Annotated in this window: 15 protein-coding genes; 4 read left to right on the top strand and 11 right to left on the bottom strand. The window is 39.7% G+C overall.

Features of this window, described 5'->3' with window-relative positions; all coding sequences use genetic code 11:
* Nucleotides 1-130 precede the first annotated feature (130 nt).
* The 3 genes from ABIB30_RS15495 (at nucleotide 131) to ABIB30_RS15485 (ending at nucleotide 1,725) form a co-directional block, all read left to right on the top strand.
* The gene (locus ABIB30_RS15495) at nucleotides 131-988 is read left to right on the top strand and encodes a helix-turn-helix domain-containing protein (protein ID WP_354303520.1); all 858 of its coding nucleotides are present in this window, start codon (nucleotides 131-133) and stop codon (nucleotides 986-988) included.
* 97 nt (nucleotides 989-1,085) lie between these two features.
* Nucleotides 1,086-1,334 (top strand): hypothetical protein, encoded by a 249-nt coding sequence (locus ABIB30_RS15490; RefSeq protein WP_354303518.1) that lies wholly within the window; start codon nucleotides 1,086-1,088, stop codon nucleotides 1,332-1,334.
* Complete coding sequence (locus ABIB30_RS15485; RefSeq protein ID WP_354303516.1) at nucleotides 1,288-1,725, top strand: methyltransferase domain-containing protein; 438 nt, start codon at nucleotides 1,288-1,290, stop codon at nucleotides 1,723-1,725. Before ABIB30_RS15490 ends, ABIB30_RS15485 begins: the two co-directional genes overlap by 47 nt.
* Nucleotides 1,726-1,806: 81 nt before the next feature.
* Here the strand turns inward: ABIB30_RS15485 and ABIB30_RS15480 are convergent, their stop codons facing one another.
* The gene (locus ABIB30_RS15480) at nucleotides 1,807-2,529 is read right to left on the bottom strand and encodes a DUF2625 domain-containing protein (protein ID WP_354303514.1); all 723 of its coding nucleotides are present in this window, start codon (nucleotides 2,527-2,529) and stop codon (nucleotides 1,807-1,809) included.
* 227 nt (nucleotides 2,530-2,756) lie between these two features.
* Here ABIB30_RS15480 and ABIB30_RS15475 point away from each other — a divergent pair, with 227 nt between their 5' ends.
* Nucleotides 2,757-3,581, top strand: a complete 825-nt coding sequence (locus ABIB30_RS15475; protein WP_354303512.1) for an energy transducer TonB — start codon at nucleotides 2,757-2,759, stop codon at nucleotides 3,579-3,581.
* A 62-nt stretch (nucleotides 3,582-3,643) separates the two neighbouring features.
* Here the strand turns inward: ABIB30_RS15475 and ABIB30_RS15470 are convergent, their stop codons facing one another.
* The 10 genes from ABIB30_RS15470 to ABIB30_RS15425 all read right to left on the bottom strand — a co-directional run bounded on the left by ABIB30_RS15470 (nucleotide 3,644) and on the right by ABIB30_RS15425 (nucleotide 14,941).
* On the bottom strand, nucleotides 3,644-4,150 hold the full coding sequence (locus tag ABIB30_RS15470) for a GNAT family N-acetyltransferase (RefSeq protein ID WP_354303511.1): 507 nt from the start codon (nucleotides 4,148-4,150) through the stop codon (nucleotides 3,644-3,646).
* A gap of 181 nt (nucleotides 4,151-4,331) precedes the next feature.
* On the bottom strand, nucleotides 4,332-6,563 hold the full coding sequence (locus ABIB30_RS15465) for a multicopper oxidase domain-containing protein (RefSeq protein WP_354303509.1): 2,232 nt from the start codon (nucleotides 6,561-6,563) through the stop codon (nucleotides 4,332-4,334).
* A complete protein-coding gene (locus tag ABIB30_RS15460) occupies nucleotides 6,560-7,030 on the bottom strand; it encodes a heme-binding domain-containing protein (protein ID WP_354303507.1) in 471 nt (156 codons plus the stop codon). Before ABIB30_RS15460 ends, ABIB30_RS15465 begins: the two co-directional genes overlap by 4 nt.
* 4 nt (nucleotides 7,031-7,034) lie before the next feature.
* A complete protein-coding gene (locus ABIB30_RS15455; RefSeq protein WP_354303505.1) occupies nucleotides 7,035-7,595 on the bottom strand; it encodes a DUF3347 domain-containing protein in 561 nt (186 codons plus the stop codon).
* Nucleotides 7,596-7,653: 58 nt separating this feature from the next.
* A complete protein-coding gene (locus ABIB30_RS15450) occupies nucleotides 7,654-8,127 on the bottom strand; it encodes a DUF3347 domain-containing protein (protein ID WP_354303503.1) in 474 nt (157 codons plus the stop codon).
* Between the two features lie 209 nt (nucleotides 8,128-8,336).
* On the bottom strand, nucleotides 8,337-8,774 hold the full coding sequence (locus tag ABIB30_RS15445) for a hypothetical protein (protein ID WP_354303501.1): 438 nt from the start codon (nucleotides 8,772-8,774) through the stop codon (nucleotides 8,337-8,339).
* A gap of 131 nt (nucleotides 8,775-8,905) precedes the next feature.
* Nucleotides 8,906-9,997, bottom strand: a complete 1,092-nt coding sequence (locus tag ABIB30_RS15440; protein WP_354303499.1) for an efflux RND transporter periplasmic adaptor subunit — start codon at nucleotides 9,995-9,997, stop codon at nucleotides 8,906-8,908.
* A 22-nt stretch (nucleotides 9,998-10,019) separates the two neighbouring features.
* Nucleotides 10,020-13,208 carry an efflux RND transporter permease subunit gene (locus ABIB30_RS15435; RefSeq protein ID WP_354303497.1) on the bottom strand — a complete coding sequence of 1,063 codons (3,189 nt, stop codon included), beginning with the start codon at nucleotides 13,206-13,208 and terminating at the stop codon, nucleotides 10,020-10,022.
* 8 nt (nucleotides 13,209-13,216) lie between these two features.
* Nucleotides 13,217-14,587 (bottom strand): TolC family protein, encoded by a 1,371-nt coding sequence (locus ABIB30_RS15430; protein WP_354303495.1) that lies wholly within the window; start codon nucleotides 14,585-14,587, stop codon nucleotides 13,217-13,219.
* An 84-nt stretch (nucleotides 14,588-14,671) separates the two neighbouring features.
* Nucleotides 14,672-14,941 carry a hypothetical protein gene (locus ABIB30_RS15425; protein ID WP_354303493.1) on the bottom strand — a complete coding sequence of 90 codons (270 nt, stop codon included), beginning with the start codon at nucleotides 14,939-14,941 and terminating at the stop codon, nucleotides 14,672-14,674.
* Nucleotides 14,942-15,185 lie beyond the last annotated feature (244 nt).

The following is a 15,185-nucleotide window of genomic DNA, read 5'->3' as shown; positions in this document are numbered from 1 at the left end:
ATTATTTGACTATTTTCTGACGACACTTGCTGATACTTACCCTGGTTCCCAGATCAGGTCTTCTTTAAAAGTGTAGCTGCATTGTTTTACAAAATGTAATTACATTTGACTTGATGTCAATTACGTTAAAATGGAAACCATACCAATCAGACATATAAATGAAACAAGAAAAGAACCGGATTTATCCGGGAACTTTAGTATCAGGGATATCAGTGACGTGCTTGCTGGAAAAGATATGCTACAGGAACTTCACAGGCATGACTTCTTTTATGTTCTCATTTTAAAGAAAGGTATTGGTCATCATGAAATTGATTTCACAGCTTATACTGTTTGTGATCATTCGGTGTTCTTCATGCGTCCGGGGCAGGTGCACCAATTCCAGTTAAAAGCGGAAAGTACGGGTTATCTGATACAATTTGGGAATGAATTCTGTTTCTCCAACGAAAAAGTATCAGGCCAGCTATTGAGAAAAGCAACTAGTCTCAATTGTTATCAATTTAATCCTGATAAATTTCAAAAGCTTCAGATCATATTAAATGATATCCTTCAGGAATATGCCAGTAAAGAACAGCGTTATCAGGAAGTTATTAAAGCAAACATGGACATTTTCTTAATTGAGCTTGTCAGACAGCAAACCAGTGTTATCTCAGCGCATCATAGCCTTTATTCGCAGGAAATAATGGAGAAATTCTCAGCACTATTAGAAAGACATGCTTTTGAACATAAGCAAGTAGCTCAATATGCAGCTATGCTAAATCTTTCTGCTTATCAGCTTAATTCAATCGCTAAGTCAATGCTGGGCAAAACTTGCTCAGCGCTCATTAATGCGTATATGATATTGGAAGCTAAAAGAAATCTTCTGGCAACAGCGAATCAAATCAATCAAATTGCCTGTCACTTAGGATATGAAGATGTTTCCTACTTCATCAGGTTCTTTAAAAAACATACTGGGTATTCGCCTCAACTGTTCAGACATAACTTAAAATAAATCCTGTAAAACTATTTTTTTGTCCTGTCTTCTGAATGAAATCAGAAGTTAATTTTGTAGCAAGAATTTAGTACCGGAAAGTTTTAAATCAATATATATGAATAAGTCTGTAGACGAAGAAGCTGAAAATAAATGGAATAACCGTTATCAGGAAGAGCATTACGCTTACGGAAAAGGCCCTAATTTGTTTTTTAAAGAATGGCTTTACAAAATTGAACCCGGATCTATGTTAATGCCTGCCGACGGCGAAGGGCGTAATGGAGTATTTGCTGCTCAACTTGGGTGGAAAAGTCACTTCGTTGGATCTGAGTACAGCAGGAAAATCAAAGGCTTTAAAACTTGCTGAAGAGAAGCACGTCACCATGGAGTATATCGTTGGAGATTTGGAACAGCTTGGATTCGAAAAAGAATCATTTGATGCCATTGGACTCATCTATGCACACTTTGCAGCTGACAGGAAGTCCCTGCTTCATAAAAAATTAGATAACTATCTTAAACCAGGAGGCATCATTATTCTGGAAGGTTTCAGTAAAAAGCATTTAGAACTGAACACGCTAGACCCTAAAGTTGGCGGGCCCAAAGATATTGATATGCTGTTCTCTAAAGCAGAAATAGCTGCTGATTTTGAAGATTATGAATCATTGATTTTGGAGGAAGCGGAAGCATTTTTAAATGAAGGAGAATATCATATTGGAAAAAGCGCTGTAATCAGGTTCGTTGGCAGAAAACCTTATTGATATAAATTGCATATTAATTTATTTAATTATAATTGAAGGTAAACCTTATGCAAAGCAAGGCTGAGTTTCTTTTTATAGTTTTTATTGCGATTCAGTAGCGCCTTTAGCACTCAGTTCTTTTTGTTTTTCCATATTAAACTTAAAAAGATCTTCAGTTGAGACTAATTTCCGCTTGCATTTTTCTATATCTGTTCCTTCTTCTGACCATAAGTAGGGGCGGAAACTATAAGATTTACTTCCATCCAGGTTCGCAATGAATTGATTCCATGTGGACCACCTTAAGCCTTTATAAAACGCAGACAAGTCGCTGTCAAAACAGAAACGGATAAATTCACTATAACCAAGACCAAGCGGTTCCCATTTTAAACTGTTAGGAGCCAGGTAATAAACATTCTTTAAGTCTTCTCCAAATGCACCATAGTTTATCGCAAAAAAACCACCGGCAGCGTCATCTGCTACTAAAAGATAGGCTGGTTTATCCCCATATTCCTGGATGGTCTTTCCTTTGTTCCATTCTGAAACAGACCGGTTTAGTTTTTTGCTTCCTGATCCCAGAATTCTTAACCAGCCATCATCAACCATAATTCCACCGCTATTGTAAATGACTGCACCCAAAGTGGAGTAGGTGGAAACCTGGGTGTTGAACAATACATTTTTTGCTTCAGCTGAATCAAATTCAAGCACCTGAACTTTATTCTTTGCAGAGTCAATCCACTTCTGAACTAAGGGCCAGGCAGGATCTGTTTGATTAATTAGTTCATTCAGGCTTTGCATTTTGTTTTGTGCAAAGGTGACTGCTGACATTAGGGTAAAACCCAGTATTAAGAGATTTTTAATTGCGCTTTTCATCGAAATGGAACTTATCTTTTCCAAAGATAGAATGATTTTAATATCCAGTGGTCTGAAAATATTTTTATAGCCAAAAAAGAAATATTGATTAAGCTTATGGAAAGACACAAGGAGCGGCATCCATATTATAAATGAGCAAGAAGTATTTTATAGTATAGTGCTAACCTCTAAATTTTAAAGCAATGTTAGGTTCAAAAATCGATTTATTTGGCAGTGAGTGGCTTGATGTAGTATTTGATCAGAAAAACAAAAGTTATGGTGCTTATATGCTCCGCAGACAAAGTTCTTCTGACACAGTTAAAGCACTTTTTATTGCAGGAACACTTTTTATCCTGCTATTTTTATCCCCTAAGATTATTAGCTTGATTAAAGGCAATACTACATTAGATGAACATCAGGAGATAACCAGAGTGGTAACCGTTCAGGCTACTCCTCCGGTAGTTAAGCATGAAACTCCGCCACCTGCTGCAGTGGTACCGCCTCGTGCTAAAGAGACTAGTGTTAAATTCCCGCCGCCAATAGTTGTGGACAAAGAGGTTGAAACAGATCCGGTGCAGATTAAGGATCTTGTGAATGCAAATCCGGGACAGAAAGACATTGTTGGTGATCCGGATGGACAAGTTGTTGTGACAGGGCCAACCGGTGATGGACTTGCAAAACAAGCGGCTGTTGAGGACGATCCAAAGGTTTACGATTTTGTAAATCTGGAGGTTCAGCCTGCTTTTCCGGGAGGAATAGCTCAATTTTATACTTACCTCTCCAAGGCGATAAGGTTTCCTGAAGCGGCTCAGGAAGCTAATGTGCAGGGTAAAGTTTTCGTGTCTTTCATCGTAGAAACAAACGGTAAACTGACGGATATCAAGGTAGAAAGGAAATTGGGGTATGGTACTGATGAAGAAGCTATCCGTGTATTAAAAGCAAGCCCGGTATGGACCCCTGGTTTTCAGAATGGAAGAAAGGTTCGGGTAAGGTATAATATTCCGATCAGTTTCTCTCTTGCTCAATAAAAGAACAAACAGGACGTCTCAATAAACCGGCACGTCCTGTTTGCTCTTAAAATTACTTTTTATTAAGCTGAAGTTCTTTTCCCTAATATTTTAAGACTTTTCTCTTCGCCATCAAGTACAGCTATATTTGGTAATGTGCCCCAGTCTTCAAAACCAAAATGTCTGAATAATCTTAAACTAGGCTCATTGTGTGCAAAAATAAATCCTAAAACAGTAGTTATTCCCAGCGCAGCGCAACGACTCAATGAATCGGCCAATGTTCTTTTACCCATTCCTTTGCCACGTTGATTCTCATCCAGGTAAATACTTATTTCTGCAGTACCATTATATGCAGGTCTGCCATAAAAAGCTTGTAAGCTTATCCAGCCAATAGTCTCTTTATTTTTGTTTTCAATTATCCAAAGTGGATGTTTATCTGCTGTATGTTGTTCAAACCATTTTATTTTACTCTCTATAGTTACAGGTTCGGTGTCAGCCGTTACCATTCTTGAAGAAACTGTTGAATTATAAATGGCTACAATTGTTTCCAGGTCAGATAATGTGGCATTTCTGTAGCTTATTTCTTCCATTTACTTGAATACATGATTAATATTGGTCTGTTTAAATCTTTTATTGCTTTGAGATGGTGAAATTAGAAATGTTATCTGTGAAATTGAAATTTTTAACGTCTTTATTGCTTGATCTGTTGAAAAGACAGAAGTACCTATTAATAAATAAGGGGAGTGTAATTGATTACACTCCCCTTATTTATTAATAGGTTATCGTTATTCCGCCACCATACCCCATATCACTATCATAGTGTGTAGATAAGGAGAAATATTTAGTCATCGCGTACCTGAAACCAGCCATATATTCTCTGTCTGTGTTTCCGGATAGATTTAACCTTAACCTGTTGGTGATTGGAATATCTTCACGTTTCAACTGAAAACGCAATTTTCCTTTACTATCTAATCTGGCTTCCGCAGTTACCAGCATAGGTAAAGTGTACTGCATACCCATCACAAATGCCTTTCTATTATTCTGATTGGTCAACTGTCCAAGCATATTCTTCTCCCTATCATTCTCTCTGCTGTTATAATGATAATCGAAACCAATGAAAGGCATGAACCACTGCATTTTACCTATATACCGCCCGAAATAGGTTTCACTCTCAAATCCATGACTTGCCTTTAAGCCCAATCTCCATTCCGTAGAAACACTGTAACGGGTATTCGCTAACCGGGCTGTACCATCACTACCATTACTTTCTAAACCAATATTGGCCATCAGATGCATTTTTCTGTCATCAGCATACAATTTCTGTATAGCAGCTTTAGGGTCTGGGATCAGTAAATTAGGTGGTGAATCCTCATAACTAAAGATTCTGCCCATGCCACTCATCATATGGTATAATATATGGCAATGAAAAAACCAGTCTCCGCTTTCTGTCGCCGCAAATTCGATCGTATCGGTTTCCATCGGCATAATATCAAGAACGTTCTTTAAAGGTGCATATTCACCTTGTCCATTCAAGACGCGGAAATCATGGCCATGCAAATGCATCGGATGGCGCATCATTGAATTATTGTATAAAATGATCTTTACATTTTCTCCTTTTTTAATCAGGATTTTATCGGACTCAGAAACTGTTTTATTATCAATAGTCCAGACATAACGGTTCATGTTTCCAGTCAGCTCAAAACGCAATAATTTCTCAGGCCCCTTTCTTAATGTAGTTTTTTCAATAGCTTTTAACATGCCATAATTGAGTGTAACCAGGTCAGTCTTTTGACCCATATCCATCCCTTTCATTTCAGGCATTTCCATTGGCTGGTTAGCGGCAGGTGATTTTTTCTTTCCGTAATTGTCTCCTGTTATTTCCGGATACATGACCGCGTTCATGTCCATTTGCTGATTGCTCATTTCCATACCCATCGGCTCCATGTCACCATTCATCTTCATCATACCGTTCATCATTTTCATCCCTTCAAAGTATTTTAACTTTCCTAAAGGTTTAGCAGCGACTTTGATTCCACTGCCCAGCCACAAAGAAGTAGAACCAGTACGATCTTCGGCCGTAGATAAGAACTCATAACTTTTTCCCTCAGCAAGAGAGACAATTACATCATAAGTCTCAGAAGGAGCAATAATCAGCCGGTCAACTTCAACAGGCTGAACATCATTACCATCATTAGCCACAACAGTAATTTTACCTCCTGCATAAGTTAACCAGAAATAAGTAGATGAACTACCGCCAACAATCCGGAGTTTAACCTTGTCTCCGGCTTTAAACTGAGGTTGCTCATTGATATGTTTTCCATTCGTTAGAAATTTCTCATAGTACACATCACTTACATCCATCGCATTCATCCGCTTCCATTCATTCGCAACTTTAGTTTTAAAATAGCCCTTTTGTATCGCCTCTGCATAACCTTGTGTAGTTCCTTTACGTATAGCAAACCAATCATTTGCATTGTGGAGCGAGCGGTCTACTTCTTCGGGTTTCATATCAGTCCAGTCACTCAACACAACCGGAATTGCAGGGATAGCAGGTTCATTTCTCTTGTTGAAGATTAATGCGCCGTACATCCCGCTCTGTTCTTGCAGCATCGTGTGGCTATGATACCAGTAAGTGCCATTCTGAATCACAGGGAATTTATACAAGAATGTAGTATGCGCTTTAATTGGCATTTGAGTTAAGAAAGGGACACCATCCATGTGATTAGGCAGGAATACTCCATGCCAGTGAATAGAGGTTTCCATATCCATCAGGTTATGCACGTATATTTCTGCAGTATCACCTTCTGTGAAAACAAGGGCGGGGCCGGGGATACTTCCATTGACCGCCATAGCCATTTTCGGTTTCCCGGAGTAATTAACGGTCGTGTCATTGACATAAAGATCATAACGAACCACCTTTGACGGGTGATTTTTCTCCTGGGCCTGCGTGAATGCAAAACCAAAGAAACCTGTGAATAGTATATATATAATTAATGATTTCATTGCTGATTTGTTAAGGAAAGACTGTCTTCCGTTTGCTCCATCCAATTGATAACTAAGGTCTGAGCCGCCGGAGATAGCTTAGCATTTTTATGAATTAAGGTATAACTAGCTAAAGGCATAGTTCCATCCTGAATACTATTGGTGATAGCCTTTAATTTACTTTTTTGTTTGTATTTTGAATAACTGCCGAATTCACTGAAATTCAGTTCTCTTTTACCCTTACTGATATGTGATGCCATCCATCCGCTTACCGGCTGTAAATTTGCATACCAGGGATATTGAGTATAATTACTATGACAGTCATCACATGACTTTTTTAAGATGGCCTGTACCTTAGCAGGTACAGGATAAATCTTTGTAAAGCCTGTTTTTTTTAGCTGGCTGTCCTGATTGCTGCTCACCGGTACAAATTGTATCGCTATCAAGAAAATCAGCATGATCGTCAGTATGACTTTAACCCGGTCCATCAGGCTAGTTTAATTCTTCTTTGATGCTTCCGCAGCTAACCATCTCTTTACCCAGATACGGATTCTTGATCTCTTTAGTTTCGCTGATCCAATTTCCTCCCTTTTTATTATTATACATCGGGCAGTGGTCATAATATAACTTCTGACCAGATTTTCCATCGGCTTTAGCTAGTTCGTAAATTTCCTGACTTAACATTTCGAAATGTTCCCGCTGATGTTTAATGTTTCCGGCGTTAGCCCCGATATGCTCCCCATGTTCTTTAAGGTCATCTGCAATCTCATTAAAGATTTTTGACTGCGCGGGATTGAGTGCAGACGGTGTGATTTTTTCTACTGCTGTTTTTAAAGTCTGACCAGCTGCTGCAGCTGCCTGGTCATTGTCAGTTGCCAAAGCATTTTTAAGCTGCAAATAGGTATTAATTACTTCGTTAATCGGAGAAGAGGAAGCATGAACTGCTGATTTTTTAGCAAGGGCAGTGTCCTGTACAGTTTTTTGATTCGGGTTGCTAGTGCAGGCACTTAAAAAAATAGTGGCTATAGCTATGCTTAACAAGAAATTTTTCATGTTTTTAGTCTTTTGTAAACCTCTGATCTTCAGTAGGTCAGAGGTTATTAAATATAAGTTATTTTATGGTTTCTGTTACCTTACCGCAGGTTAGCATAGTACTTCCATAATAAGGGTTTTGAATGGCTTGCTTACTACTTAACCAGCTGCTTTTCTTCATTGGGCAATAAAGTTCATAAATTGGCTCAGCGGATAGCTTTGATGTTTTTGCCGTTGAAATCATGTGCGCAGACAAAACAGCAAAATAGTCACGCTGACTATTCAACGCATTGCTGGCAGCGATTTTACCCGCAGCTGCTACTAAACCTTTTTGCTGAGCAGCATCAATTGTTTTTAGTTCGTCTTTAGCCAGTATTTTAACAAATTCAGCCGCTTTGCTGGCAGTTAATTTAGCGTTGTCTGCTACAAGTGCATCTTTAATACTGTAATAAGATGATAACAATGTGGTAGATTGATCCGTGTTTTGCTGTGCAGAAACAGGGTGTATGAAGATTACTGCTATAAGCGCAATCATATAAAATATCTTTTTCATTAGTATATATTTGTTTTCTTCGGTTATGAAGCTATCATGATTTTATATTTTTCACGAGTATCGATTTGATTTTTGTGTTCAAGAGCCCGCAGGCTCGGTTCATTTCGTCGTGTAATTTGAAAAATCGTGATGGTTTCATTCTTATCGATTTTAAAGGTGAATGATCAGAATAACAGGACAAGCCTGTTAAAAATTAAAAAACCTTAAAATCAAATCTGAAAACTTTGTATGGCAATACGTACATCCGGAATGGGAGCACGGCTATGCCTCGCAAAATAAGTATTCGGAATATTTGCAGGAATAAAATTTAAACTATCCTGAAAATAAACAGGTGCAGGAAAAATTGCTGAAACTGAGTGTTGAAAACTGTAACCAGGGACAGATTGTGCCTCTTTATCAGCAGTTGTCAGCTTTGAAACTTCATCTTTGCAGCAATTGTCTTTTTGGTGCGCTGCAATTTGGTTAGCAGCAGCATGATGTTCCTTTTGTCCGGCAACCTGATGATGAACGCCGGGCTTTTCCTGATGATGCATTCCGTTAAATCCCATGTCAGCCCCAATTGCGCAAGCAAAACCTACCACCGTATTCAAAAAGAATACTAAGATCAGAAAGGCTGCCTTAAGCATGATGGAACGCTGGATTTTCATATAGCACAAATATAACTCATATCTGTTTTGCCAGATTTACATAATTTGAATAAAAATATTCAAAATTTAACTTAGCTATTGGCTTCATTTTTATTTACAGGACTATAAACTAATTATAGCCCTGTTTGTTTTTATTTCAAGCTAACCTCAGTTCCGTCGGCCAGCTCTTCTGTACCCTTAACTAAAATCTGATCATCTTCCTTTACCTGGCCAAATACCTCTTGAAGCTCACCTTTACGTGTGCCAGGCGTTACGCTAATCCTTTTACTCTTATTATTTTCTATTTTCACAATAAAGATGCCTGATTGCGCCATTACAATACTGCTCAGGGGTACCCAGAGCGTTGCATATGGTCTTTTAAGTGTTAACTTGACCTGGGCATATTCACCTCCGTTTAAAATATGCTGCGTATTTGATACATCAAATTCTGCAGTCACAGAACGGGAGTCCTGCTGTAGTAAATCACTTTTCCGGGAAAGGACAGAGAAGAAGAGCCGACCTGGATGATCGCTGACCGTAAAAGATATTTTCGTGTCTTTGCCTGCAGCCTGTACATGCTTTTCTGGTACAGCAACAGTAAGTCTCAGGCGGTTGGTCTGTGCAATTGAAAATAAAGGAGCATTATCGCCAACTAAAGCCCCTGTTGATATATTTTTATGGATAACCGTTCCATCAAAAGGAGCCCTGATTTTTAGATACTGCTGCAATTGTGCCGAAGCACCTGTGGTAGCTTTTACAGCTGCATAAGCAGCACTATCACTTCTGAACTTGCTCCTTGCCTTGTCCAGCTCTATCGCAGCAACAGCTCCGGCTCTGGTTGCTGCTTTCTTTAAGCGTTCATAAGCTTGAAAACTATATAAATAATCTTCATGAAATTTGTTCTCATCTGCTCGGGCAGATAAATAATGCTGACTGAGCTCAGGTGCTTCCAGAATGGCTATTAGCTGTCCTTTTTTAACCTTGCTGCCTCTGTCAACAAAAATCTTTTTGACAAAACCCTTTACTTTTGGATAAATGACAACTTCCTCATAAGGCTTAAGTTCTCCAGGCAGAGAAAGTGAATAAGAAGGCTGATCAGAAACAGGGTGAATAAATTGCATCGCTTCGGTCTTCGCTTTTTGAGCTCGTGGCTGTTTCTCCTTTTTTTGGTCAGCGGAAGAACAACTGGCAAAAATTAAAGAAGCCATTATTGAAATCGTTAAGGTATAACTGTTAAGTTTCATATATAATATCTGATTAAGGCTTTTATGCCTGTGTAATAGCGGGGTTAATCAATAGGTTCTTATTTTCCGGATCATCAGGATCCAGTGTCGGACTATTCCTGGTTTTGTTTTTCATGATCAGCGTGTATATCTGCGGTAAAACCAGCAGGGCGGTTAAAGTTGACAGAATCAGACCACCAATAACTGCCTGACCCAGTGGAGCAACCTGCTCGGAGCCTTCTCCCATACCAATCGCCATTGGGATCATTCCCGCAATCATGGCCATAGTTGTCATAATGATTGGCCTTAATCGGGAAGATGCAGCAAGAAAAACAGCTTGTCTGGCCTGCATGCCATGTTTTAACCGGTTAGTTTCTGCCTGGTTAATCATTAATACTGCATTAGAAACAGAAACCCCAACAGACATAATAATTCCCATATAAGACTGAAGATTCAGGGTACTTCCAGATAAAAGCAATAACATCAAGCTTCCCCCAATAACGGCTGGGACAACAGATAAAATTAATCCTGAAACTGCAAATGACTGATAATAAGCAGTGAGCATTAAAAAGATAACGACAATTGCTACCAATAGCCCGGTTTGTAAACCAGAAAGTGTTTCTTCCAGCAATTGCACCAATCCTTCTGTAGAAACAATAACACCTCTTGGTGGCGTACCAACGTCTTTAATCACCTGCCCAACTGCTTTTGACGCTGCACCCATATCATTTTGGTGGATATTTGCCAGTAAGGTCACATACCTGTTCGGCCCCTGACGGTTCACCTGACCAGGAAGTTTAACCAGCTTGATTTCGGCTACATCTTCCAACACTGGCCTTGGCTGACCTGATTTTAAAGGCAAAGAGCGAAGTTTATCCAGTGAATGCATCTCGGCTTCTGGAATTTGTACCTGAACCTGGAAAACCAAACCTGATTTAGGATCGGCCCAGAGATTCTTGTTGGTAAACCGCGAAGAAGAAGTTGCGATAGTCAAAGTCCGGGTTACATCGTCCATTGTCAAGCCAAATTGTGCAGCAAGAGCCCTGTTAACATTGATCTCCACACCAGGATAATTAACTGGTTCTGCTATACGTACATCCCTCAAAAAAGGGACTTTCAGCAAACCCTCTTCAAGCTGCTTTGCAAATTTCTCTGCACCCTTTATCTGTCCCGCGGCCACTTTAATCTGAACTTGGTTCATTGCCCCCTGGCTCATTATTTTTTCAACAAGTTCCATAGGTTCAAAACCAATCTTTAATACCGGGATTTGCTGATGAACGGCCTTTCTTATTTTTTCTTTAAGTCCGGAAATTGAACCTTTAAATAGCTGTTGATCAATTGATAATTGTAATACAGCCTCATGTGAGCCGCTAGTAAATAGAAAAATAGGGTTAATTGCTGTAGCGGAGGGTTGCAGGCCCACAAATGCAGAGCTGATTTTAACGGCTTCCGGAGGGAGTTGTTCATGGATCAGCTGCGTAACTTTTTTCAAATACGCCTCTGTCACTTCAAGGCGGCTGCCTTCAGGAGCAAGAATACGCAATTGCAGATCACCACTGTTACTCGCAGGCAGAATATCAGTACCGATATAAAAACCACCAGCGCCAATCAGCAGCAGTACAATCAGGGCATAACTCCCAATTACAGCCCCGGTCTTATTTTGACCAGATCTGATCAGTAGCAAGTACCTGCGTTTAAATTTTTCAAACCTGGTTAATTTCTTTTTATGCAAGCTGATTTTATGGTGTTGAAATTGTTCAGGTTTCATCAGCCAGTTGGCTAAGATGGGAACGAATGTTTGCGAGGCAATAAAAGAAGCGATCATTGCAAAAGCAACAGCCAGCGAAAGCGGCATAAACATGTCCTTTGGAATCCCTGTCATTAAAAAAGAAGGGATAAGCACAGCCAGGATACAAAATAAGATCAATATTTTCGGAACAGATATTTCAAGTAAAGCATCCAGTATAGCCCGCTGTTTTGGTTTCTCCATTTCAAAATGCTGATGTATGTTCTCAATGGTTACCGTTGCCTCATCAACCAGAATTCCTATAGCCAGCGCCAGGCCGCTCAGAGTCATCACATTGATGGTCTGTCCAAACAGATAAAGCATAATTACGGCAGAAAGAATAGCGATAGGAATGGTGAGCACCACGATTAATGCCCCTCTGGAATCTCCTAAAAACAAGAAAACCATCAATCCTGTTAACAATGCACCAAGTACTCCCTCATGCACAAGATTCTCCAATGACTTCTCTATATAACCAGACTGATCGAAAACATATCTAACATCCACATCCTCTGGCAATGCGGCCTTTAACATTGGAATGGATGCCTTTAAATTTTCTACCACTTTAAGCGTAGAAGCATCCGCTTTTTTGATTACTGGCAAGTAAACAGACCGCTTCCCGTTAATCAGTGCATAACCTGTGGTAATATCAGCGGCATCTTCTACAACTGCAATGTCCTTCACATAAACATTTGTCCCCGAACCAACTCTGACAGGGATATTCAGGAAGTCTTCCGGGCCATTTGCAATAGAGTTTACCGGGCTCATCAGGTTTTGATCCCCAATTCTGATATTTCCTGCCGGCGAAGGAAAGTTGTTTTTGGCAATTGCTGTAGTTACTTCCTCCGCAGACAGTCCATAAGACTGCATGAGTTCAGGATTGACTTTAACAACCATTGTTCTTACATTTCCTCCAAAAGGGGCTGGAGCTGTTACCCCGGGAATAGCGACGAACATGGGTCTTATTTTAGTCAGGGCCAACGTTTGAAGTTCTGTAATAGAGCGTTTCGTACTTTCAAAAACTAACTGCCCAATAGGAAGAGAACTGCCATCAAACCGCACCACCTGTGGAGGGACAGCGCCAGGAGGCAAAAAGCCCATTGCCCTGGAAACCTGTGCGGCTACTTCTCCTGATGCCTGTGCCATATCAGTTCCCGGGTAGAAATTGATTTTCATCAGGGTAAAACCTTGTATACTTTTAAAATCTATGCCTTTGACCCCACTAACAAAAATCAGGACTTTCTGAAATTCATTGGCCATAAAACCATCCATATAGGCCGGACTAAGCCCACCATAAGGCATGGCAATATAAATGACAGGCAACTCGACCTTAGGAAAAATGTCGACATTGATATTTTTGATTGCCGTGAAAGAGAAATAAGCAATGGCCAATACAGCGACCATGACTGTTAATGGTTTTTTTAATGCAAAACGGATCATATTCATTTGTATAATTAAAATTGACTGGACAGTGCACTAAAATCACCTGAGAGTTCGGCTTTTTTTATCAGCAGGCTCCAAAACTCTTGTTGAACCTCAATAGCATTTTTCTCTACCTGTTGTAATAAAGACTGGATTTGTAGCAGTTCCGTTAAATTAATAAGGCCGCTTTCATACCTGGACAGATACAAATTGTAAGCTTCCTGCGCTTTTTCCAGAGCGAGACGGGTATGGGCTACCTGTTTCAATTGCTGTCTGATTCTGCTATTTACCGCTTGTAAAGCATTGTTCATTTGCAGTTTTTGCAAATCATAGCTGAATTTTGAAGCTTGCACTACCTGAGCTGTCCTCCTCTTTTCCAGGACACCAGTATAGATATTACTGAGGTTCCACGTTAATCCTACACCTACAAGATAATTGCGTGCAGAATTAGCATATCCCGCTGATAAATCCCTATTCACTTTACCATCCGCAGCGATGCCGCTTCCCCTGGCCGATAAACCTCCTAAAAGTGAAAAAGAAGGCAGTGTTTTCCTGGAAGAGAGCTCATCCTGAGCCTCATTATACTTCACCTGTTTATCTAGTACCTGTAAGTAAGGGTGATGCAATGAAACGGAATCTGAAGAAACTTGCAGCGCTTGATAACGCATAAAAGATTGCTGCGGTAATTTAATTTCTGCCAGAGGTACAACCTCCGAAAAATTGATTTTGCCAGCATTATACTTACCAGTCCATTCATTTTTTGAGGCTTTTGCCAGTAAATAGGAGGATGCGGCCAATGCGGTATCTGCACCAGGTTTCAAACCAGCGTCAGCAAGGCTTACCGTTAAATCAAGAATTTCTTTTACTCTCTTTACTTGTTGGTCTGCCCATCCAAGATTTGAATTTGCATAAAGTATTCCTACATAAAGTGAGGTTACTTTTACCTGCAATGCTAATTTGGCTGCATCATAGTCACTTTTAGCTTCCTGGACTTTATAACCAGCGGCGGCTATTGTTTTGCGTTGTTTCCCGAACTCAAAAAACTTCCAGTCCATTAGAAATGATCCGAATGTATTTGAGGTGGTTGTATTTTCCTGGCCAGCCTGGGTACCATTTACATTAAATACACCAGGAACCGGGAAAAATGCGCCATTACTGCCTGCAAATGTACCATAAGAGTTTTGCAGCTGTAGCTGTATTTGTGGTAAAGAGCGGCTTTGAATCTCTTTTTGTGCATACTGAGATTCCTCCAGCATTGCATTTTTTGCGAGAAGGCCGGAATAGTTTTGATAAGCTATTTCCCAGGCGTGGGTTAAAGTAAGCCCGGTTGGTTGCTGTGCATAAGTGCTTACACTAATCAGCATAGAAAATATGCCAATCAGATAAAGATTGTAATTCATCATAGTTGAAACTAATTGAGGATATCAGGAAACCGTATTTCCGGCTGATCGCAGACGGAACGGTAAAAATTACAGGGGGATGTAATTCTATATCAACAACAAGCTGTTTTGCAGAAACAGCGGGATTACTGACCAGCGTAGCTGAGACTCAGGTCTTGGCAGCTCAGTATATTTTTTTAAAGGAAGGGGAAGAGAAAGAATAAATCCCGGCAGAATAAATGCAAAAAGCATCCCCATGCTGGCCTTTAAAGAAGCTGGTTTAAAACTCAATTCATCAGCAGATGAATTCATATTCGCAGACAGGCAATCAGCTTGTCCGGTAATTAACTGAGCAGGCTTAGCTAGTAAGTTCTTCATTAATTTATGAGCACCCGTACGTTGAGAAACTGTACCAGAAAAAAAAGACTGAATACCTTTTCTTATTGTACACGAAGAAGATAAACAAATTAAAAGCAATAAGAAAACGGCTAAAGGTTTGGCTCCTTTAGTCATCAATTTGTCAATTAAATATTTTATTTGCTGATACATTCTGGCCTAAAGTACTGTTTTTTTTTAGGAGTGGTAACATCCAGGTGAACGTCACGAAAAATTGACCTTGAAT

The sequence above is a fragment of the Pedobacter sp. UYP1 genome (genome assembly GCF_040547305.1).
GTDB lineage: Bacteria > Bacteroidota > Bacteroidia > Sphingobacteriales > Sphingobacteriaceae > Pedobacter.
This window is presented reverse-complemented; position numbering and strand designations above follow the sequence as displayed.